General features: G+C 65.8%; 2 protein-coding genes. Both read left to right on the top strand.

From position 1 onward, the window contains the following. Positions 1-169: 169 nt before the first annotated feature. Positions 170-12,997 (top strand): non-ribosomal peptide synthetase, encoded by a 12,828-nt coding sequence (locus K5K89_RS18105; protein ID WP_222539953.1) that lies wholly within the window; start codon positions 170-172, stop codon positions 12,995-12,997. Continuing rightward, positions 12,994-24,288, top strand: a complete 11,295-nt coding sequence (locus tag K5K89_RS18100) for a non-ribosomal peptide synthetase (RefSeq protein ID WP_222539952.1) — start codon at positions 12,994-12,996, stop codon at positions 24,286-24,288. The genes K5K89_RS18105 and K5K89_RS18100 overlap by 4 nt, the downstream gene beginning before the upstream one ends. Positions 24,289-24,590 lie beyond the last annotated feature (302 nt).

Below are 24,590 nucleotides of genomic sequence, written 5' to 3'. Positions count from 1 at the left end.
GTCACCCCCCGTCCGCCAAATCCCTTAATTTTCCAAGCCTGCCGGAAGCCTCTCCAGGCCCCCGGCTGCGCCCGCTTTTTTTAATGGCGGGCGTCCAGCAGACCCGATCCAAGCGGCAGCTGAAAACGGACTTTCTCCTCAACCGTGACTTATCAGGCAGGTTACCCCCATGCAGTTCAGCGAATTATTGGCAGCGATTTCCACCCATGCGATCCGTCTGCAACGGGAAGAAGGCGACCTGGTCATCCTGGGTGACGACGAGGCGCTGGACGATGCGCTGTGGGATCAACTGATCGCCCACAAGCCGCGCCTGCTGGAGCTGGTCGCCGAACATGGCGGTGACTGGCTGAGCCCGGCCTACCGCATCACGCCGGCCATGCTGCCGCTGGTCAGCCTCGACCAGGCGGCCATCGACCGTATCGTCGCTGCCATCCCCGGTGGCGCGGCGAATGTGCAGGACATCTACCCGCTGGCGCCGCTCCAGGAGGGCATGCTTTACCACCATCTGTCGGCGGAACAGGGCGATCCCTACGTGCTGCACGCGCAGTTCGAGTTCGATAGCCACGCACGTTTGCAGGCGTTTGCCGAAGCCTTGCAGTGGGTGATCGATCGCCACGACATCCTGCGCACTTCGATGGTCTGGGAGCGCCTCGACGAGCCGTTGCAGGTGGTGTGGCGCAAGGCGACCCTGGCGTGCGAGGCCGTTGGCTTCGAGGCGCGCACCGATCGCATGGACCTGGGCCAGGCACCGCTGCTGCGCCTGGTGTATACCGCAGATCCAGCGGACGGGCGTGTGGCGGCAACGTTGCTGTTTCACCACACCATCCTCGACCACACCGCCCTTGACGTAGTGCGCCACGAGATCCAGCTGTACCTGGCCGGCGAGCAAGCCCAGGCCGGTGAGCCGGTGCCGTTCCGCAGCTATATTGCCCAGGTGCGCCATGGCGTCAGCGAGCAGGCCCATGAGGTGTTTTTCCGCGAGATGCTGGCGGATATCGACGGGCCGACCCTGCCGTTCGGTTTGCAGGATGTGCAGGGCGATGGCCTGGGCATCGACGAGGCACGGGTCCCCGTCGACAGCGCACTGAGCCGCCGTCTGCGCACCCTGGCCCGCCCGCTTGGCGTGAGCGTGGCGAGCATGATGCACCTGGCGCTGGCCCGCGTATTGGGCGTGGTCGCCGGGCGTGACTCAGTGGTGTTCGGCACCGTGATGCTCGGGCGCATGGGGGCGGGCGAGGGCGGTGAACGGGCCTTGGGCATGTTCATCAACACCCTGCCATTGCGCGTGGATGTGGGCGAGCAGGGCGTGCGGGCCGGGGTCAAGGCCACCCACGAGCGCCTCACGGCATTGCTCAACCACGAACACGCGTCCCTCGCGCTGGCCCAGCGCTGCAGTGGCGTGGCGGCACCGACGCCGTTGTTCAGCGCCATGCTCAACTACCGCCACAGCGCCGCCACGGACATGGCCGAGGTGATCGAGGTGGCCGAGGGCATCCGCGTGCTCAGCGCCGAGGAGCGCACCAACTACCCGCTGACGGTCAACGTCGACGACCTGGGTGAAGATTTCGCGCTGACGGTGATGGTCGATGCCTCCATCGGCGCCGAACGTGTCGCCACCTACCTGCACACCGCCCTGGAAAGCATGGCCGACGCCCTTGAGCAGCGACCGGATATGCCGCTCAGCGGCCTGAACATCCTGCCTGACACCGAACGCCATACCCTGCTGCACGGCCTCAACCACAGCGCCACGCATTACGCCGATACCGCGCTGATCCACTCTCAAGTCGAAGCCCACGCCGCCGCCCAGCCTGACGCCATTGCCCTGCGCTTCGACAATCAGCGCATCAGCTACCGCCAACTCAACGAACGTGCCAACCAGGTCGCCCATCGCCTGCTGGCCCAGGGCATCCGCCCGGATGATCGCGTGGCGATCTGCGTGGAGCGCGGCCCGGAGATGATCATCGGCCTGCTGGGCATCCTCAAGGCCGGCGCCGGCTACGTGCCGATCGACCCGGCCTACCCGCAGGAACGCATCGCCTACACCCTGGCCGACAGCGCACCCTTGGCGGTGCTGGTGCAGGCCAATACGCGCCACCTGGTCGGCGACCTGCCGCAGATCGACCTCAACGGCTTGCGCGGCGAATCCATCGTCAACCCCCGCGTCGACCTCAGCCCGGCCCACCTGGCCTATGTGATCTACACCTCCGGCTCCACCGGCCAGCCCAAGGGCGTGATGATCGAACACCGCCAGGTCGCGCGCTTGTTCACCGCCACCGAACACTGGTTCGGCTTCAACCGCAACGACGTCTGGGCGTTGTTCCATTCCTTTGCCTTCGACTTCTCGGTATGGGAAATCTGGGGCGCGCTGATGCACGGCGGCCAGTTGCTGATCGTGCCGCAACTGGTCAGCCGCTCGCCGGACGAGTGCTACACGCTGCTCTGCGAAGCGGGCGTGAGCATCCTCAACCAGACGCCCAGCGCCTTCCGCCAATTGATCGCCGCGCAAGGCCAGAACCCCCGGTCCCATTCCCTGCGCCAGGTGATCTTCGGCGGCGAGGCGCTGGAACCAGGCGTGCTGAAGCCGTGGTACGCCCGGGCGATCAACGCCGGCACGCAACTGGTGAACATGTACGGCATCACCGAAACCACCGTGCACGTGACCTATCGCGCCCTGGAAGCGGCGGATGCGCAGTTGGTCGGCGTCAGCCCGATTGGCGTGCGCATTCCCGATTTGCAGTTGTATGTACTCGACGCGCGCCGCGAGCCGTTGCCGCTGGGCGTAGTCGGCGAGCTGTACGTGGGCGGTGCCGGGGTGGCGCGGGGTTACCTCAACCGTGAGGCGCTCACCGCCGAGCGCTTCCTGGTCGACCCGGCCACCGGCCAGCGCCTGTACAAGACCGGCGACCTTGGCCGCCTGCTGGCCGACGGCAGTGTCGAATACCTGGGCCGCAACGATGACCAGGTGAAGATCCGCGGTTTCCGTATCGAGCTGGGCGAGATCGAAGCGCACCTGGCCAGCGCGGAGGGCGTGCGTGACGCGGTAGTCATCGCCCGGGAAGACCAGCCGGGCGACAAGCGCCTGGTGGCCTACGTGATAAGCGAGGGCGAGCTGCGTGCGGCCGATCTGCGCGACCATCTGTTGCAGAGCCTGGCCGACTACATGGTGCCCAGTGCTTTTGTGCAACTGGATAAATTGCCGCTCACCACCAACGGCAAGCTCGACCGCAAGGCGCTGCCCGCACCCGATGCCGATGCCCTGGCGCGCCGGGGTTATCAGGCGCCCCAAGGCGCGGTGGAAACGGCCATCGCGGCGATCTGGCAAGACCTGCTCAAGCTTGACCGGGTGGGGCGTGACGACAACTTCTTCGAACTCGGCGGCCACTCCCTGTTGGCGGTCAAGCTGATCGAGCGCATGCGCCAGGTCGATCTCAGCGCCGATGTGCGCGTGCTGTTCGGCCAACCGACGCTGGCGGCGCTGGCCGCCGCAGTGGGTGGTCAGCAAGAGGTGCTGGTACCGGCCAACCGGATCACCACCGCCACCCAGCACATCACCCCGGACATGCTGCCTCTGGTGGAGCTGGACCAGGCCGGCCTCGACCACATCATCCAGAGCGTGCCCGGCGGCATCTGCAATGTGCAGGACATCTACGGCCTGGCGCCGTTGCAGGCCGGCATCCTGTATCACCACCTGGCAACCACCGAGGGCGATCCCTACGTGTTGCAGGTGCAGTTCAGCTTTGACGACCAGGTGGCGGTGGACGCGTTTGTCCAGGCGCTGCACAGCGTGATCGAGCGCAATGACATCCTGCGCACCGCGATCCTCTGGGAAGGCCTCAACGAGCCGGTGCAGGTGGTGTTGCGCCAGGCGGCGCTGACCGTGGAACGTATCGACGAACCGCTGGCGCAGTTGCAGCTACGCTTCGACCCGCGTCACTTCCGACTGGACTTGAGCCGTGCGTCGCTGATGCGCTTTGTCTACGCCGAAGAGCAGGGCCGGTTTGTCGGCATCCTGCTGTTGCACCATATCCTGCTCGACCACACGGCCTTGCAAGTGCTGGTGGAAGAAATGAGCGCCAGCCTGGCCGGCAACAGCGCGCAACTGCCCGCCGCCGTGCAGTACCGCAACTACGTGGCCCAGGCGCGGCTTGGGGTCAGCCAGGCCCAGCACGAAGCGTTCTTCAGCGAGATGCTCGGCGATATCGACGAGCCGACCCTGGCCTTCGGCCTGCAGGACGTGAATGGCGATGGCAGCGGCATCATCGAGGCCCACTTGCCTCTGGAGCCGGCACTGAGCCTGGGCCTGCGCGAACAAGCGCGGCAACTGGGCGTGAGCAGCGCGAGCCTGGTGCACCTGGCCTGGGCGCAGGTGCTGGGGCAGGTGTCCGGCCAGCAGTCGGTGGTATTCGGCACCGTGCTGCTAGGGCGCATGCAAGGCGGCGAAGGTGCCGACCGGGCGCTGGGGATGTTCATCAATACCTTGCCGCTGCGGGTCAGCCTCGGTGCCGTGGGTGTGCAAGCCGGCGTGCGCGCCACCCATGCGCGCCTGGCGCAGTTGCTCGGGCATGAACATGCGTCGTTGTCCCTGGCCCAGCGCTGCAGTGGCGTGCCGGGTTCGCTGCCGCTGTTCAGCACCTTGCTCAACTATCGCCACAGTGCGCCGGGGGACGCGCCGGGAGACAACCCGTTCGCGGCCTCCGGCATTCAGATCCTCAGTTCCGAGGAACGCAGCAACTACCCGCTGGTGCTCAACGTCGATGACCTGGGCACAGGCTTTGCCCTGACGGTACAAGGCGTCGCGAGCCTGGATGTACAGCGCGTGGGGGACTATATGCTCACCGCGCTGCGCCATCTGGTGGCGGCGTTGCAACAGGCGCCGACCACGCCGTTGCAGGCCGTGTCGATCCTGCCGGCCGCCGAGCGTCATCAGATACTGGTGGACTTCAACGCCACCGCCCGTGAGTACCCGGCGCACCTTACCGTGCACCAGTTGTTCGAAGCCCAGGCGCTGGCCCGTCCGGAAGCGGTCGCGGCAGTGCAGGGCGCATTGTCCCTGAGTTACCGCGACCTCAACCGGCGTGCCAACCGCCTGGCCCATCACTTGCTCAACCAGGGTGTGCAACCTGGCGAGAGCGTGGCGATTGCGCTGCCGCGCTCGCTCGACCTGCTGATCTGCCAACTGGCGATCCTCAAGTGCGGTGCGGTGTATGTACCGCTGGACATCAACGCGCCGGTCGAACGCCAGGCATTCATCGTGCAGGACAGCGGCGCGCACCGGGTGCTCACGACCCTGGCCGACTTGAACCTGGACACGTTGTCGCCGCGCAACCCTGAGCTGCCGCAGTCTGCCGAAAGCGTCGCCTATATCCTCTACACCTCCGGCTCCACCGGCGCACCCAAAGGCGTGCAAGTGCCGCACCGCGCCATCTCGCGCCTGGTGCTCAATAACGGCTATGCCGATTTCAATGCCCGCGACCGCGTGGCCTTCGCCTCCAACCCGGCATTCGACGCCAGCACCCTCGACGTGTGGGCACCCCTGCTCAATGGCGGTTGTGTGGTGGTGGTCGAGCATGCGGTGCTGTTGTCCCAGGCCGCGTTCGCCGCGTTGTTGCAGGAGCAATTCGTCAGCGTGCTGTGGATGACCGCCGGGCTGTTCCACCAGTACGCTGACGCGCTGTTGCCGGTATTCGCGCAGTTGCGCTACCTGATCGTCGGCGGCGATGTCCTCGACCCGCAGGTGATCGACCGGGTGCTCAGGCACGGCAAGCCCCGGCACCTGCTCAATGGCTACGGGCCCACCGAAGCCACCACGTTTTCCACCACCCATGAAATCACCCGGGTCGGCGAGGGCGGCATCCCCATCGGGCGCCCGATCGCCAATGCCCAGGCGTACGTGCTGGACCCGCGCCAGCAACCACTGCCGTTGGGTGTGGTCGGCGAGCTGTACATCGGCGGTGCGGGCGTGGCCACGGGGTATTTGAACCAAGCGCAACTCACTGCCGAGAAATTTATCCCGAACCCCTTCGGCGAGGGCCTGTTGTACCGCACTGGTGACCTGGCCTGCTGGCAGGCCGACGGCACCTTGCTGTATCAGGGGCGCAATGACCTGCAGGTGAAGATCCGTGGTTTTCGTATCGAACCCGGCGAGATCGAGACCTGCCTGGCCAGTTTCCCGGGCGTGAAGGACGTGGTGGTGCTGGCCCGCGAAGACCAGCCCGGCGACAAGCGCCTGGTGGCCTACTACACGGCCAGTGTGGCGCTGGAGATTGAAGCCCTGCGCGCTCACCTGCAAGGCCAGTTGCCGGACTACATGGTGCCGTCGGCGTATGTGTGGCTGGAGCTGCTGCCGCTCACCGCCAACGGCAAACTCGACCGCAAGGGCCTGCCGGTGCCGGACCAGAGCGCGCTGCTCAGCCGTGGCTTCGAGGCGCCGGAAGGCGAAGTGGAAACCCAGCTGGCGCAGATCTGGCAGGACTTGCTCAAGCTGGAGCGGGTTGGCCGTCATGATCATTTCTTCGAACTGGGCGGGCATTCGCTGCTGGCGGTCAGCCTGATCGAACGCATGCGCCAGGTCGGCCTGAGCTGCGACGTACGCGTGTTGTTCAGCCAGCCAAGCCTGGCGGCGCTGGCCGCTGCCGTGGGCAGTGGCCGGGAAATCGTGGTGCCGGCCAATGGCATCCCCAAGGGTTGCACCCGGATCACGCCGTCGATGCTGACGCTGGTGCAACTCGACCCCGCAGCCATCGAACGTATCGTCGCGAACGTGCCGGGCGGCGCGGCGAATGTGCAGGACATCTACCCGCTGGCGCCGTTGCAGGAAGGCATTCTTTATCACCACATCAGCGCCGAGCAGGGCGACCCGTACCTGCTGCAATCGCGCATGGCGTTCGACAGCCTGGAGCGCTTGCAGGGGTTCATGGGTGCGCTGCAACAGGTGGTGGCCCGCCACGACATCCTGCGTACCGGCGTGGTCTGGGAAGGCCTGGACAGCCCGGTGCAAGTGGTGTGGCGCGAGGCGAAACTGATCGTGCAAGAGGTCGACCTGGACCCGGTCGAAGGCGACATCATCGAGCAGTTGCATGCACGCTTCGATGCCCGTCACTACCGCCTGGACATCACCCAGGCGCCGTTGCTGCGCATGGTGTATGCCCAGGATCTTGCGAATCACCGTGTGGCGGCGATCCTGCTGTTCCATCACCTGGCGCTCGATCACACCGCCATGGAAGTGGTGGGCCAGGAAATGCGTGCGTTCATGTTCAACCAGGCCCGGGACTTGCCCGAGGCGGCGCCGTTTCGCAACTACGTGGCCCAGGCTCGCCTTGGCGTCAGCGTGGAGGAACACGAGGCGTTCTTCCGCGACATGCTCGCCGATGTGGATGAGCCGACCTTGCCGTTCGGTGTGCAGGACGTGCAGGGCGATGGACGCGATATCGAGGAAGCCGAACAGGCCGTGGATGCCGCGCTGGCCCAACGGGTACGCGAGCAGGCGCGGCAACTGGGCGTCAGCGCCGCGAGCCTGATGCACCTGGCCTGGGCGCAGGTGCTGGGGCTGGTATCCGGGCGTGACGACGTGGTGTTCGGCACCGTGTTGATGGGGCGCATGCAGGCCGGTGATGGCGCGGACCGTGCGCTGGGCATGTTCATCAACACCTTGCCCTTGCGCGTGGACGTGGCAGCCACTGCCGCCGCTGCGGTCAAGGCCACCCACGGGCGCTTGAGTGCCTTGCTCGGCCATGAACACGCGTCCCTCGCGCTGGCCCAGCGTTGCAGCGGCGTGGCAGGTGCATCGCCGCTGTTCAGCGCCTTGCTCAATTACCGTCACAGCAGCCCCGGTGAAATGGCCCGCGACGGCCACGGCATCTGGGAAGGCGTGCAATTGCTCGGCGGCGAAGAACGCAGCAACTACCCGCTGACCTTGAGCGTGGATGACCTGGGTGAAGGCTTTGGCCTCACGGTACTGGCGCTGCCGCAGATCGGCGCCCAGCGCCTGTGTGCCTATATGCATAACGCTGTAGAACAGTTGGTGGCCTGCCTGGAAAACGCACCGAAGACCCTGCTCAACCAGCTGACGATCCTGCCGGCGGCAGAGCGAGAAACCCTGCTGCGTGATTTCAACGCCACGGCCGAGGATTTCCCGCAGGGGCACACCGTCCACGGTGCCTTCGAGGTGCAGGCCGAACGCCAACCCCAGGCTATCGCGGTGATGCAAGACGGTGAGGCGTTGACCTACGAACAGCTCAACCGGCGCGCCAACCAACTGGCCCATTACCTGTTGGCACTCGGTGTACAGCCCGACGACCGAGTAGCCCTGTGCTGTCGTCGCGGCCCGCAGATGCTGGTGGGCTTGCTGGGCATTCTCAAGGCCGGTGCCGGTTACGTGCCCATCGACCCGGCGTATCCCGCCGAGCGCATCGCTTATTTGCTACAGGACAGCGCGCCGGTGGCGGTGCTGGCCGAAGCCAGCACCCGCGACCTGTTGGGCAACATCGCCACGGTGGACCTGCACGACCCATGTCTGCAGCAGCATGCCGTCAGCAATCCGCAGCTCAGCCTCCTGACCCCTGCGCACCTGGCCTACGTGATCTACACCTCCGGCTCCACTGGCCAGCCCAAGGGCGTGATGGTGGAACACCGCAGCGTGGAAAACCTGGTGCACTGGCACTGCGAAGCCTTTGGCCTGGATACGACGAGCCACACCAGCAGCGTCGCCGGTTTCGGGTTTGACGCGATGGCCTGGGAAGTCTGGCCGGCGCTGTGTGTGGGCGCTACCTTGCACCTGCCGCCGGCCGATGTCGGCAATGAAAACATTGACGAACTGCTGGCCTGGTGGCTGGCACAACCACTGGACGTCAGCTTCCTGCCGACGCCGGTGGCCGAGTACGCGTTCAGCCAGCAGTTGCAACACCCGACCTTGCGCATCCTGCTGATCGGCGGTGATCGCCTGCGCCAGTTCACCCAGGAGCGACGCTTTGCCGTGATCAATAACTATGGCCCCACCGAAGCCACGGTGGTTGCCACCTCTGGCCGCGTACGCGCCGGGCAGGTGCTGCATATCGGGCGGCCCATCGCCAACGGCCGTGTCTACCTGCTGGACGCGCACTTGCGTGCGGTGCCGGTGGGCGTGGCAGGCGAGTTGTACGTGGGCGGCAGCGGCGTGGCACGGGGTTACCTGAACCGTCCGGACCTGACCGCCGAACGCTTCCTGCAAGACCCGTTCAACGCTGGGCGCATGTACCGCACCGGCGACCTGGCGCGCTGGTTGCCCGATGGCAATATCGAGTACCTGGGCCGTAACGATGACCAGGTCAAGGTGCGTGGCGTGCGGGTTGAGCTGGGGGAGATCGAAAACTGCCTGGCTGCCGTGGAAGGCGTCGGCGAAGCGGTGGTGCTGGTGAGTGAAGGCCGCCTGATCGCCTGGTTCACCGCACGGCAACCGTTGGCTATCGAGACCCTGCGTGCCGACCTGCAAGCCCGGTTGCCCGAGGCCCTGGTGCCGGTCGCCTATGTGCAGGTGCAGGCACTGCCCCTGACCGCCAACGGCAAGCTGGACCGCAAGGCCCTGCCGGAGCCGGACCAGGCTGCGCTGCTGACACGCGAATACGAAGCCCCCCAGGGCGACGTGGAAACCACTCTGGCGGGCATCTGGTCCGAAGTGCTGCAGGTTGAACGGGTGGGGCGCCATGACCACTTCTTCGAGCTCGGCGGCCATTCATTGCTGGCCGTCAGCCTGATCGAACGCATGCGCCAGATCGGCCTGAGTGCCGATGTGCGCGTGCTGTTCAGCCAGCCGACCCTGGCCGCACTGGCCGCCGCTGTCGGCAGCGGTCGCGAAGTGCAGGTGCCGGCCAATCGCATTGCTGCCGATTGCCGACGCATCACCCCGGACTTGCTGACATTGGTGCAACTCGACCAGGCGACGATTGATCACGTGGTCGCCCAGGTGCCCGGCGGCGCCGCCAACGTGCAGGACATCTACCCACTGGCGCCGTTGCAGGAAGGCATTCTCTACCACCACATCACGGCCGGGCAGGGCGACCCGTACCTGCTGCAATCCCACCTGGCGTTCGACAACCTCGAGCGGCTGAATGCCTTTGCCCAGGCGTTGCAGCAGGTGATCGACCGTCACGATATCCTGCGCACCGCCGTGGTCTGGGAGGGCCTGGCGCAACCGCTGCAAGTGGTGTGGCGCAAGGCCGAGTTGGCGGTGCAGGCGGATGCGCTTGAGCACCTGCACCAGCGCTTCGACCCGCGTCAGTACCGTGTGCCGATGAGCCAGGCGCCGCTGGTGCGCCTGGTGTATGCGCCGGACCCGGCGCATCAGCGGGTGGTCGCGATCCTCTTGTTCCACCACATTGCCCTCGACCACACGGCGCTCGACGGCGTGCGTCACGAGATGCAGGCCAGCCTGCTCGGGCTGCCGCAGCCGAGCGGTGCGGCCACGCCGTACCGCAACTACGTAGCCCAGGCCCGCCTGGGCGTCAGCGAAGCGGAGCATGAGCAGTTCTTCCGCGGGATGCTCGGCGATATCAGCGAGCCGACGTTGCCGTTTGGCTTGCAGGATGTACGCGGCGACGGCAACGCCATTGAAGAGCTGCAACTGAACCTGGACCCGTCGCTCAACCAGCGCCTGCGCACCCAGGCCCGCTTGCAGGGGGTGAGTGCCGCTAGCCTGTTCCACCTGGCCTGGGCGCGGGTGCTGGCCAGCACGTCAGGCCAGGAACACGTGGTGTTCGGCACCGTGCTGCTGGGCCGCATGCAAGGCGGCAAAGGCAGTGACCGTGCCTTGGGCATGTTCATCAATACCTTGCCGTTGCGCGTGGACATCGATGGGCGCGGCGTACGCGCTGCGGTCAAGCAGACCCATGCACAACTGACCGCGCTGCTTGGCCATGAACACGCGTCCCTGGCCCTGGCCCAACGCTGCAGCGGGGTTGCCGCGCCGCAGCCGTTGTTCAGCGCGATGCTCAACTACCGCCACAGCGACAGCCGGCAGGCGCCGGTGTCCCAGGCCTGGGAAGGCATCCAGACCCTGACCAGCGAGGAGCGCACCAACTACCCGTTGACGTTGAACGTGGACGATCAGGGCGACGGTTTCCGCCTCACCGCGATGACCGCGAAGTCGATTGGCGCGCAACGCATCTGCGGTTACCTGCAGGTGACCTTGCAGGGCCTGGTCGACGCGCTGGAGCAGGCACCGCAGTGGGCGGTCAACCGCCTGCCGGTGCTGGAGGCACAGGAGCGTCAGCAACTGCTGGCCGGTTTCAATGCCACCGAAGTGGCTTACGACCTGGAGCAGACCCTGCACGGCCTGTTCGAAGCGCAGGTGATGCGGACGCCGGACGCCATCGCCGTCAAGGCCGATGACCGCGTATTGACCTATGCCGAGCTGAATGCACGGGCCAATCAATTGGCTCACCACCTGCTGGAATTGAGTGTGCAGCCGGATTCGCGGGTGGCGATCTGCGTGGAGCGCGGCCTGGACATGGTCATCGGCCTGTACGCGATCCTCAAGGCCGGCGCCGCCTATGTGCCGCTGGATCCGGCGTATCCGCTGGAGCGCATTGCCTACATGCTGGAGGACAGCGCACCGGTGGCGGTGCTGGCCCAGGGCGCGACGCGGGCATTGCTGGGGGATGTGCCGGTGGTCGATCTGGACCAACCGAGCTGGCAGCACCAGCCTGTCGACAACCCTCACGTGCCAGCCGTCAGTGCCTACGTGATCTACACCTCTGGCTCCACCGGCCAGCCCAAGGGCGTGATCAACGACCACCCCGGCGTGGTCAACCGCCTGCTGTGGATGCAGGACGCCTATGGCCTGCAAGCCCATGACCGGGTGCTGCAAAAAACGCCGTTCAGCTTCGACGTATCGGTGTGGGAGTTCTTCTGGCCGCTGTTCACCGGCGCCTGCCTGGTGATGGCGCGCCCGGGCGGTCACAAAGACCCGGCCTATCTGTGCGAAGTCATCGCGAAAGAACAGATCACCACGCTGCACTTTGTGCCGTCGATGCTCGACGTGTTCCTGGCCCATGGCGATGTAAGCCAGGCCGCCGGAATGGTCCGCGTGATGTGCAGCGGCGAAGCCTTGCCCGGCAGCCTGGTGCGGCGCTTCAAGCAGCAGTTGCCGGACATCGGCCTGTACAACCTGTACGGCCCGACCGAAGCAGCGGTGGACGTGACCGCATGGAACTGCGCACGGCCGGACGTCCCGGACAACACACCCATCGGCAAACCCATCGCCAACACCCGCATGTACGTGCTCGACGCACAGATGCAGCCCGTGCCATTGGGCGTGGTCGGCGAGCTGTTCATCGGCGGCGTGCAAGTGGCGCGGGGTTACCTGAACCGGCCGGAGCTGACTGCCGAACGCTTCCTCAAGGACCCGTTCACCGGTGGCCGCCTGTATCGCACCGGGGACCTGGGGCGTTACCTGGCCGATGGCAATATCGAGTACCTCGGGCGCAACGATGACCAGGTGAAGATCCGTGGCCTGCGCATCGAACTGGGCGAAATCCAGGCGCGCCTGCTGGAACATCCCTGGGTCAGCGAAGCCGCGGTGGTGGCCCGCGAAGAGCGACTCGTCGCCTACTACACCGGCACTCGCTCAGCCGATCTGCGTGAACATCTGTTGCAGCACCTGCCGGAGTTCATGGTGCCTGCGCTGTTCGTGCACCTGGACGCGTTGCCGTTGAGCCCCAACGGCAAGCTGGACCGCAAGGCACTGCCGGCGCCAGACGCCGATGCCTTGACCCTGCGCGACTACGAAGCCCCGGAGGGCGACACCGAAATCCTCCTGGCGCAACTCTGGGCCGAACTGCTCAACGTCGAACGGGTAGGGCGCCAGGACAATTTCTTTGAACTGGGCGGGCACTCGCTGCTCGCCGTGAGCTTGATCGGGCGCTTGCGCCAGGAAGGCATGGAAGCCGATGTGCGTGGGTTGTTCGAACAACCGACCCTGGCCGGCTACGCCGCAATGACTGAACGAATGGAGATCGTCCTGTGAGCATTCTCGAACTGCTGGCGACGCTGAAAACCAAGGATGTGCAACTCGCGCTCAAGGGCGAGCAATTGTCGGTGCAAGGCAACAAGCAAGCGCTGAGCGACCCGTTGATCCTCGCCGCCCTGCGCGAACATAAACCGGCGCTGATCGAGCTGATCAAGGCCGGTGACTACTCGGCGGCCAACGAGGTGCCGGCCAATGGCATCCCGGCTGGCGCCGCACAGATCACCCCGGCGATGTTGACCCTGTCCGAGCTGAGCCAGGACGAGATCGACCGTATCGTCGCCACCGTCGACGGCGGGGTGGCGAATATCCAGGACATCTACCCATTGGCGCCGCTGCAGGAAGGCATTCTCTTCCACCACGTCAGCACCGAGCATGGCGACCCCTATGTGATGCAGTCGCAGTTCGCCTTCGACTGCATCGAGCGTTTCGAGGCGTTTGCCCTGGCCCTACAAGGGGTGATGGACCGGCATGACATCCTGCGTACCGGCGTGGTCTGGGACGGCTTGCAGCAACCCTCGCAAGTGGTGTGGCGCACGGCAACGCTGCCGGTGCAGGCGCTGGAGCTGGACCCGGCCGACGGCGATATCGCCGCCCAGTTGCATGCGCGTTTCGACGCCCGCCATTACCGCCTCGACGTGACCCAGGCGCCGCTGTTGCGCCTGGCCTGGGCCAACGACCCGGCACAGCAGCGCATCGTCGCCATGCTGCTGTTCCATCACATGGCCCTGGACCACAGCGCCCTGGAAGTGGTGCGCCATGAAATGCAGGCGTTGCTGCAAGGCCACGCCGGGCAACTGGGGCACGCCGTGCCGTTTCGCAGCTACGTGGCGCAGGCGCGCCTGGGGGTCAGCGAGCAGCAGCACGAAGCGTTCTTCCAGCAGATGCTCGGCGATGTGCTGGAGCCGACCTTGCCCTTCGGCCTGCAGGATGTGCAAGGCGATGGCCGTGGCATCAATGAACTCGACTGGCCGCTGGCGGACACACTCAACCAGCGCCTGCGCGTCCAGGCCCGCGTGCTTGGGGTCAGCGTCGCCAGTCTGTTTCACCTGGGTTGGGCGCGGGTGCTGAGTGTGCTGGCTGGCAAGTCCCAGGTGGTGTTCGGCACCGTGCTGATGGGGCGCATGCAGGGCGGGCACGCCACGGACCGTGCCTTGGGCATTTTCATCAACACCTTGCCGTTTCGCGTGGACTTGGGCGACGACGACCTGCGCAGTGCGGCCAAGGCCACCCATGCGCGTCTTACCGGCCTGCTGCGCCACGAACACGCGCCGCTGGCCCTGGCACAGCGCTGCAGCGGGGTGCTGGCGCCGACGCCATTGTTCAGCGCGCTGCTCAATTATCGCCACAGCGGCACCGGCACCAGCAGCGAAGCGGTGGCGGCGTGGCAGGGCATCGAGACACTGCGTTCGGATGAACGTACCAACTACCCGCTGACCTTGAGTGTCGATGACCTCGGTGAAGGGTTTGTCCTGCGGCTGTTGGCGACTACCCAGGTCGATCCGCAGCGTGTCTGCGCCTACCTGCAAACCGCCCTCGACCATCTGGTGACGGCTCTGGAGGAGGCGCCGCATACCGCGCTGAATCAGCTGGCAGTGGTTCCCGCCGACGAGCAGCGCTTGCTGTTGCAGCACTTCAACTCCACCCACACGGATTTCCCCCAAAGCACCACGCTGCACGGGCGCATCGAAGCCCAGGCCGCGCTGAGCCCCGACGCCATTGCCGCCGTGCATCAGGGCCGCCAGCTCACCTATGCCGAACTCAACCAGCAAGCCAACCTGCTGGCCCATCACCTGCTGGCGCTGGGGGTCAGGCCTGACGACCGCGTTGCCATCGTCGCCCGTCGCGGGCTGGATACCCTGGCCGGCCTGCTGGCGATTCTCAAGGCCGGCGCCTGCTATGTACCGGTGGACCCGTCCCACCCGGCCGAGCGCCTCAACTACCTGCTCAGCGACAGCGCCCCGGTGGCGGTGTTGACCCAGCACGCCTTGCTGGAGCGCCTGCCGGCCCTTGATGTGCCGGTGATCAACCTCGACCGCTACACCTGGCAGCACCATTCGGCGAGCAACCCGAAGGTTGCGGTCACGCCGTCCAACCTCGCCTATGTGATCTACACCTCCGGCTCCACCGGTCTGCCCAAGGGCGTCATGGTGGAGCACCACACCGTCGCCAATCTGGTTGACTGGCATTGCCACGCCTTTGACCTGTGCGCCGGGCGCCACACCGCCAGCGTCGCCGGGTTCGGCTTTGACGCGATGGCCTGGGAAGTCTGGCCGGCGCTGTGCGTGGGCGCGACCCTGCACCTGCCACCGGCCCATGACGGCACCGAGGATGTCGACGCACTGCTGGCCTGGTGGTGCGCGCAGCCGTTGGACGTGTGCTTCCTGCCCACGCCGGTGGCCGAGTACGCGTTCAGCCAGCAGCTCGAACACCCGACGCTGCGCACGCTGCTGATCGGTGGTGATCGCTTGCGTCAGTTCGGTCGCGCCCAACGTTTCGACCTGATCAACAACTACGGGCCGACCGAAGCCACGGTGGTCGCCACCTCCGGCAAGGTCGAGGCCGGCCAGCCGTTGCACATCGGCAAACCCATCGCCAATGCCACGGTGTACCTGTTGGATGAGCAGCAGCGGCCGGTACCGCTGGGGGTGGCGGGGGAGTTGTATGTGGGCGGTAAAGGCGTGGCGCGGGGTTATCTCAACCGTGCGGAGTTGACGGCCGAACGTTTCCTGCAGGACCCATTCAACGCCGGGCGCATGTACCGTACCGGCGATCTGGCGCGCTGGCTGCCGGACGGCACTATCGAGTACCTGGGGCGCAATGACGACCAGGTGAAGATCCGTGGCATGCGCATCGAACTGGGCGAAATCGAAGCCCAACTCAACCAGTTGGCGGGTATCCAGGAAGCCGTGGTGCTGGTGCGTGAAGAGCGGCTGGTGGCGTATTTCACCGAAAACCGCCAGCTCGACCCGCTGGTGGTAGCCGAACTCCGCGCCCACCTGGTGGCGCACCTGCCGGACTACATGGTGCCGGTCGCCTATGTGAAGCTGGACGCGTTGCCCCTGACCGCCAACGGCAAGCTCGACCGCAAGGCCCTGCCGGCGCCGGACATGGCCGCAGTGTTTACCCGCGAGTACGTGGCCCCCGAAGGTGAAATCGAAACCGTACTGGCGCAGATCTGGGCCGATGTGCTGCAGGTGGAGCGGGTGGGGCGTCGCGATCATTTCTTCGAACTGGGCGGGCATTCCTTGCTGGCGATGCGCATGGTCTCGCAGATCCGCCAGCGCCTGGGTGTGGAGTTGCTGCTCGGCGATTTGTTTGCCAATGCCGAGTTGGCAGCGGTGGCCGAAGTGCTGGCCCAGTCCGGTCGCAGCACCTTGCCAGCTATCCTCCCGGCCAATCGTGATGAGCCCACGCCGCTGTCCTTCGCCCAGCAGCGCCTGTGGTTCCTGGCGCTGATGGAAGGCGCCAACACCGCCTACAACATTCCCATCGGGCTGCGTCTGCGTGGGCAGTTGCATGTGGAGGCGCTGCAACGGGCGCTGGCGCGCATCGTTGCGCGCCACGAAACCCTGCGCAGCCGCTTTGCCCAGCGCGGCGACGAGGCCCAGGTGGTGATCGTGCCCGCCGAAGACGTGTTGCCCCTGCAAGTGCAGGACCTGCGCCGCCACCCGCAACCACAGCAGGCGCTGGACGCATTGATTCATGGCGAGGCCTCGGCGCCGTTCGACCTGGAGCGCGGCCCGCTGCTGCGCGGGCGTCTGGTGGTAATGGCCGACGATCACCATGTGCTGTTGCTGACGCTGCACCATATCGTGTCCGATGGCTGGTCCATGGGCGTGCTCACCCGTGAACTGATGGCGCTGTACCAGGCCTTCAGCCACGGCCAGCCCGACCCCTTGCCGGCGTTGCCGATCCAGTACGGCGACTTCGCGGTATGGCAGCGCCTGTGGCTCAGCGGTGAAGTGCTGCAGCGCCAGAGCACCTTTTGGCAGCAGGCGCTGGCCGGTGCACCGGCCTTGCTCACGCTGCCCACCGACCGCCCGCGCCCGGCGCAGCAGGACTACGCCGGCAGTAGCGTCGAGGTGCGCCTGGACGAACGCCTCACCGCCGGGCTCAAGGCCTTGAGCCAACGCCATGGCACCACGCTGTACATGACCTTGATGAGCGCCTGGGCCTCACTGCTGGCACGGCTCTCCGGGCAGCACGATGTGGTGATCGGCTCACCCGTGGCCAACCGCACGCGCAGCGAAGTGGAAGGGCTGATCGGCCTGTTTGTGAACACCCTGGCGGTGCGCATCGACACCTCGGGCGAGCTGAGCACCGAAGCGCTGTTGGCGCGGGTCAAGGCCCAGGCCCTGGAAGCCCAGGCCCACCAGGACCTGCCGTTCGAACAAGTGGTAGAGATCACCCGGCCACCGCGCAGCCTGGCCCACAGCCCGCTGTTCCAGACCCTGCTGACCTGGCAGGACAGCAGTGCGCCGACCCTGGCCCTGGGCGACCTGGCCTTGGAAGGCATCGTCGAGGACAGTCACTTCGCCAAGTTCGACCTGTCCCTGGACCTGTCGGAAGTGCAGGGCACCATCATCGGCACGCTGGAATACGCAGTGGCGCTGTTCGACGCATCGACGGTGCAGCGTTACGTCGGCTACTTCACCCGTGTGTTGCAGGCCATGGTGGATAACGACCAGGCGGTGCTGGAACAGCTGTCGCTGGTGGATGAGCGTGAGCGCCAGCACCTGCTGTTTGATTTCAACGCCACCGAAGTCGCTTATGACCTCGAGCAGACCTTGCATGGCCTGTTCGAAACGCAGGCGACGCGGACGCCGGACGCGATTGCCGTCAAAGCCGATGACGGCGTGTTGACCTATGCCGAGCTGAATGCGCGAGCCAATCAACTGTCCCGCCACCTGCTGGAATTGGGTGTGCAGCCGGATTCACGGGTGGCGATCTGCGTGGAGCGCGGCCTGGACATGGTCATCGGCCTGTACGCGATTCTCAAGGCCGGTGCTGCCTATGTGCCGCTGGACCCGGCGTATCCGCTGGAGCGCATTGCCTACATGCTGGAGGACAGCGCACCGGTGGCGGTGCTGGCCCAGGGCGCGACGCGGGCATTGCTGGGGGATGTGCCGGTGGTCGATCTGGACCAGCCGAGCTGGCAGCACCAGCCTGTCGACAACCCTCACGTGCCAGCCGTCAGTGCCTACGTGATCTACACCTCCGGCTCCACCGGCCAGCCCAAGGGCGTGATCAACGACCACCCCGGCGTGGTCAACCGCCTGCTGTGGATGCAGGACGCCTATGGCCTGCAAGCCCATGACCGGGTGCTGCAAAAAACGCCGTTCAGCTTCGACGTGTCGGTGTGGGAGTTCTTCTGGCCGCTGTTCACCGGCGCCTGCCTGGTGATGGCGCGCCCGGGCGGGCACAAAGACCCGGTGTACCTGTGCGAGGTGATTGGCGCCGAGCAGATCACCACGCTGCACTTCGTGCCGTCGATGCTGGATGTGTTCCTGGCCCATGGCGATGTGAGCCAGGCCGAAGGGTTAGTGCGTGTGATGTGCAGCGGTGAAGCCCTGCCGGGCAGCCTGGTGCGGCGCTTCAAGCAGCAATTGCCAGGTAGCCAATTGCATAACCTGTACGGCCCGACCGAAGCCGCTGTCGATGTGACCGCATGGAACTGCGCCGGGCCGGTGACGCCGGACAACACGCCGATCGGCAAACCGATCGCCAACACCCGCATGTACGTGCTCGACGCACAGATGCAGCCCGTGCCATTGGGCGTGGTCGGCGAGCTGTTCATCGGTGGCGTGCAAGTGGCGCGCGGCTACCTGAACCGGCCGGAACTGACCGCCGAACGCTTCCTCAAGGACCCGTTCACCGAGGGGCGCCTGTACCGCACCGGCGACGTAGGTCGCTACCTGGCGGACGGGACGATCGAGTACCTGGGGCGCAACGACGATCAGGTGAAGATCCGTGGCCTGCGCATCGAACTGGGGGAAATCCAGGCGCGCCTCACCGACCACCCGCAGGTCAATGAAGCCGCGGTGATCGCCCGCGACAATCGCTTGATTGCCTACTACACCGGCGTGTCCAGCGAGATCGACGCCTTGCGCACGCATCTTTTGCAGCATCTGCCGGAATTCATGGTGCCGTCGATCTTCGTGCACCTGGATAACTTGCCCTTGAGCCCCAACGGCAAACTCGACCGCAAGGCACTGCCCGCGCCGGGCCTGGACTCGGTGGTGGTGCGCGAGTACGAAGCGCCCCAGGGCGACACGGAGATCGCCCTGGCCAGCCTGTGGGCCGAGTTGCTCAACGTGGAGCGCGTGGGCCGTCACGACAACTTCTTCGAGCTGGGCGGCCACTCGTTGCTTGCGGTGAGCCTGATGGGGCGCATGCGCGGCCTCGGGTTGTCGGCGGATGTGAAAGTGCTGTTTGGCCAGCCGACTTTGTCGGCCCTGGCGGCGGCCTTGGGCGCAGGGCGTGAAGTGGCGGTGCCGGTCAATGGCATTACGGCCGATTGCACGGCGATCACCCCGGACATGTTGCCGCTGATCCAACTGGATCAGCCGGCCATCGAGCGTATCGTCGCCTGTATCCCCGGCGGCGCGGCGAATGTGCAGGACATCTACCCGCTGGCGCCGTTGCAGGCCGGCATGCTCTATCACCATCGCGCCGCGCAGGGCGGTGACGACTATGTGCTACGGGCGCAGTTTGCATTCGACAGCGCCCAGCGACTGGAGGCATTTGCCCTGGCCTTGCAGGCGGTGATCCAGCGTCACGACATCCTGCGTTCGTCGTTCCATTGGGACGGCCTGGAAGAACCGGTGCAGGTGGTGTGGCGCGAGGCTTCGCTGCGGGTCGAACACGGGCCGGTGCCGGAGCGTCTGGACCTGTCCCAGGCACCGCTGATGCGCCTGGTGGTGTGTGACGGCAGTGCCATCTTGCTGTTCCACCACCTGGTGATGGACCACATCGCCCTGGAGATTTTGCAGCACGAAATGCAGGCGTTTCTCTCGGGCACGCCACACACCCTGGGCGCGCCGGTGCCGTATCGCAACTATGTGGCCCAGACCCGCTTGGGGGTTGATGATCACGAGGCATTCTTCCATGAGATGCTGGGCGAGATCGACGAGCCGACCCGCCTGGAAACCCTTGGCGGCAATGAGCAGGTTCACTGCCCCCTTGACCTGGAGCTGAGCCAACGCCTGCGCACCCAGGCCCGGCAATCCGGGGTGAGCGCCGCCAGCCTGATGCACCTGGCCTGGGCGCAGGTGCTGGGCAAGGTCTCGGGTCGGGAGCAGGTGGTGTTCGGCAGCGTGATGCTTGGCCGGCTGCAAGGCGGCGAAGGGGCCGAGCGGGCCATGGGCGTGTTCATCAACACCCTGCCGCTGCGGGTCGACCTGGGTCAGCACAGCGTGCGCGACGCGTTGCGCGCCACCCACGCACGCCTCACTCAATTGCTCAGCCATGAGCAGGCGCCGTTGGCCTTGGCCCAGCGCTGCAGTGGCGTGCCGGTGACCACGCCGCTGTTCGATACGCTGTTCAACTATCGCCACAGTGCGCCGCAGGTGGCGAGCGAGGCCTGGCAGGGCATCCGGTTGCTCAAGGCCGAGGAACACAGCAACTATGGCCTGTCGGTGAGCGTGGATGACCTGGGCGCGGGTTTCTCCTTGAAAGTCGTGGGGCAGGGCGCCCGTCGCGTGTGCGACTACCTGCACATCGCGGTGGAGCAACTGGTACAGGCGTTGGAACAGGGCGGTACGCTTGCCATCGCCTATGTGCCGATCCTGCCCGCCGCCGAACGCCAGCAATTGCTGGACCTGAACGCCACCACCCGGGCATTCCCGCGTGAACATACGGTGCAACGCCTGTTCGAAGCCCAGGCCCATGCACGGCCGGCTGCGCTGGCGGCGCTGCAGGGCGAGCAGTCACTCAGTTATGGCGAGCTGAACAGCCGCGCCAATCGCCTGGCCCACCATTTGCTGGGCCTTGGAGTACGCCCCGGCGATCATGTGGCGATCCTGTTGCCGCGTTCGCTGGACCTGCTGGTCAGCCAGTTGGCCGTGCTCAAGTGCGCCGCCGCCTATGTGCCGCTGGACATCAACGCCCCGGCGGAGCGCCAGGCGTTCATGGTGCAGGACAGCGGCGCGGCCTGGTTGTTGACCGGCAGCGAGCGTGTCGTCGACTACGCCGTGCAACGCCTGGACCTCGACACCCTGGCCCTCGATCCGCAACCGAGCCACAACCCGGACTTGTCGCAGTCCTCGGACAGCGTGGCGTACATCATGTACACCTCCGGCTCCACCGGCACGCCCAAAGGCGTGTTGGTGCCCCATCGCGGCATCACGCGCCTGGTGCTGAATAACGGCTACGCAGACTTCAACGCCAGTGACCGCGTTGCCTTCGCCTCCAACCCGGCGTTTGACGCCAGTACCATGGACGTGTGGGGGCCGTTGCTCAATGGCGGCCAGGTGCAGGTGATCGACCACGCCACCTTGCTCGATCCGGCTGCGTTTGGCCTGGCGTTGGCGGATGCGACGGTATTGTTCGTCACCACGGCGTTGTTCAACCAGTACGTGCAGCTGATTCCCCAGGCCCTGGCGGGCCTGCGCATCCTGCTGTGCGGTGGTGAGCGGGCCGAACCGGCGGCGTTCCGCAGTCTGTTGGCCCAGGCACCGGCATTGCGCCTGGTGCATTGCTACGGGCCGACCGAAACCACCACCTACGCCACCACCTACGAAGTGCGGTCGCTGGCCGAAACGGCCGACAGCGTGCCCATCGGCCGGCCGATCTCCAATACGCAGGTGCATGTGCTGGATGCGCAGTTGCAGCCGGTGCCCGTGGGCGTGACCGGTGAAATCTGCATCGGTGGGGATGGCGTGGCCAAGGGGTATCTGAACCGTCCTGAACTGACCGCTGAAAAGTTTGTGCAGGACCTGTTTATCCCAGGCGCCTTGATGTACCGCACCGGCGACCTTGGCCGCTGGACGGCGCAGGGCTTGCTGGAGTGCATCGGGCGCAATGACGACCAGGTGAAGATCCGCGGTTTCCGTATCGAACTGGGCGAGATCGAAGCGCGCCTGGCAAATGTTGCGGGTATCCAGGATGTGGTGGTGCTGGCCCGCGAGGACGCCCCGGGGGATAAGCGCCTGGTGGCGTATTTCACCTGGGCCGACACGCCTGTCGGCATCGACAGCGTGCGGGCTTGCCTGCAAGACCAGTTGCCGGACTACATGCTGCCGTCGGCCTTTGTGCCGCTGGAGTCCCTGCCGTTGACAGCCAATGGCAAGATCGACCGCAAAGCCTTGCCGGTGCCCGCCCTGGAAGCTTTGCACCGCCGCGAGTTTGAAGCACCGGTGGATGCGCTGGAGCAGACCCTGGCAGCGCTGTGGGCAGAGGTATTGAAGCTGGAACAGGTCGGGCGTCACGACAGCTTTTTCGAACTGGGCGGGCATTCACTGCTGGCGATCCGGTTGGTCAACCTGATGGAGGAAGCGGGTTTGCCCGTGTCCCTGGCGGAGTTGTTCCAGCATGCCAGCGTGGCCTCCGTCGCCGCGATGCTGCGTCAGCGCACTGATGAGCCTGTGCGCGATCCTGCGGTGATCACGGTGCGCAGCAGTGGTTCGCAGGCGCCGCTGTTCCTTGTGCATGAATTCAGTGGCATGGATGTGTATTTCCCGGCGCTGGGCCAGCATCTGCCCGGCGACTACCCGATTTACGGCCTGCCGGGCCTGGCGCTCGGCGAGCCGCACCTGGATACCATGGAAGGCCTGGCGGCGCGCCTGGTCGGGTTGATTCGGGGTATTCAACCCCATGGGCCTTACCGGGTCGCCGGCTGGTCGTTTGGCGGGGTGCTGGCCTATGAAGTGGCGATGCAACTAGTGGGGCTGGATGAACCGGTGGCATTCCTCGGTTTGATCGACAGCTACGTGCCGCGTATGACCGACCAGGGCAAGGCGCGCTGGAGTGGGCCGGACGCGCTCAAGCGGCATTTGTTGCTGCAGTGCACGGCGTATTGGAAAGCACAGGGAGGTGTGGATGAACTGGCGAACGTTGGGCAGTTGGCGTCGCAGATTGAACAGCTGGACTTTGCGGGCCTGCTGCAACGCTGTCGCGATCAAGGTCTGCTATACGCGCAAATGGCGGCGGCTGCGGACGCGGACCTCTTGAGCTTTATCGAACGGGAAGTAGGACACGGGCATGCGCTGGCGCACTACAGCCTGTTCCCGTTGCCCGTGGCGGTGCACCTGTTCAGCGCGGATGAGCGGCCGACCGAGTTGTCGCGGCGCAGTGAGTCCCTGGGGTGGCATGAGGTGTTGGCGCCAGGCCAGTTGCGCCAGGTACAGGTGCCGGGGGATCACCAGAGCATGATGCAAACGCCGCATATCCAGGCACTGGGGCGAGCGATGAGCGAGGTGCTGGCGGCCTGTTTGCCGCAGGCCCAGGCGCCGCATCAGCCGTTGTTGCGCATTCAGAGTGGCCGGGCGGGGTATGCGCCGGTGTTCTGCGTACCGGGGGCAGGGGACAGTGTCACCGGGTTCGTCGGCTTGGGCGAGGCACTCGGGCGTGACTGGCCTTTGTTTGGCTTGCAGCCGCGTGGGCTGGACGGCGAAGCGGTGCCCCATAGCCAGGTGGAAGCGGCGGCGGCTTGTTACTTGATGGCCTTGGAGCAGGAATGTCCGCACGGGCCGGTGCATCTGGTGGGGCATTCGTTCGGGGGCTGGGTCGCGCTGGAGATGGCGCTGCGGTTGCAGGCGGCCGGGCGGGAGGTGGCGTCATTGACGGTGATCGACAGTGAGGCACCTGGGGGGACCGCGAAGGTGTACACCACGACGGCGGCGATGCTGCGGTTGATCGAGGCGATGCAGTTGTCGGCGGGCAGGTCGCTGGGAATTGATCCTGGAGATTTTGCCGCGTGTGATGAGGAGGCGCAGCGGCAGCGGTTACATGCCGGCATGGTCGGGGCGGGGTTGTTGCCGGGGCGTTCTGCGGTGGATGCGATGGAGGGGCCGGCGCGCACTTATGCGGCGGCATTGCGTACGGCGTATCGGCCTGGTGCGCGGTTCAAGGGCGTGGTGCGGTTGGTGTTGGCTGAGGATCCGGCGCTGGACGCCGCGGGGAACCAGCGGGAGCAGGGGATGATGGTCGAGGGGTGGCGGCGACAGGGGAGTGGGTTGCAGGTTTGGTATGGCGGGGGGAATCACTTTACGTTGCTCAAGGCACCGAATGTGGCGGGGTTGGCACGGTGGTGGCTGGGGGGCGTGGTGGTTGGGGAGGTGGTTTCGTGAGTGGATTGTCGGTGTACATATCCGTTGCTTCGGTAACGGCTAGCCCGGCGGCCTCAGGGCCGACCGGTATTGTGTTTGTCGAGCGCGGCTCAAATGGGGGAGGGGGCTTGCCCCCGATGGCGGTGTGTCAGTTGATGCATCTGTGGCTGTCCCACTGCAATCGGGGGCAAGCCCCCTCCCACAGTTTGATCTCCATACATCAGGTAGATATCAGCCTGCTTTTGATCTGCTGGTGATCTGGCTTTTGCTCTCAGACGCCCCGTCAAACACGCTGGCATGCGTTCGGGCACACCGCGCCTAAG

It is taken from the genome of Pseudomonas sp. DR208 (assembly GCF_019823005.1).
GTDB classification, from domain to species: domain Bacteria; phylum Pseudomonadota; class Gammaproteobacteria; order Pseudomonadales; family Pseudomonadaceae; genus Aquipseudomonas; species Aquipseudomonas extremorientalis.
This window is presented reverse-complemented; position numbering and strand designations above follow the sequence as displayed.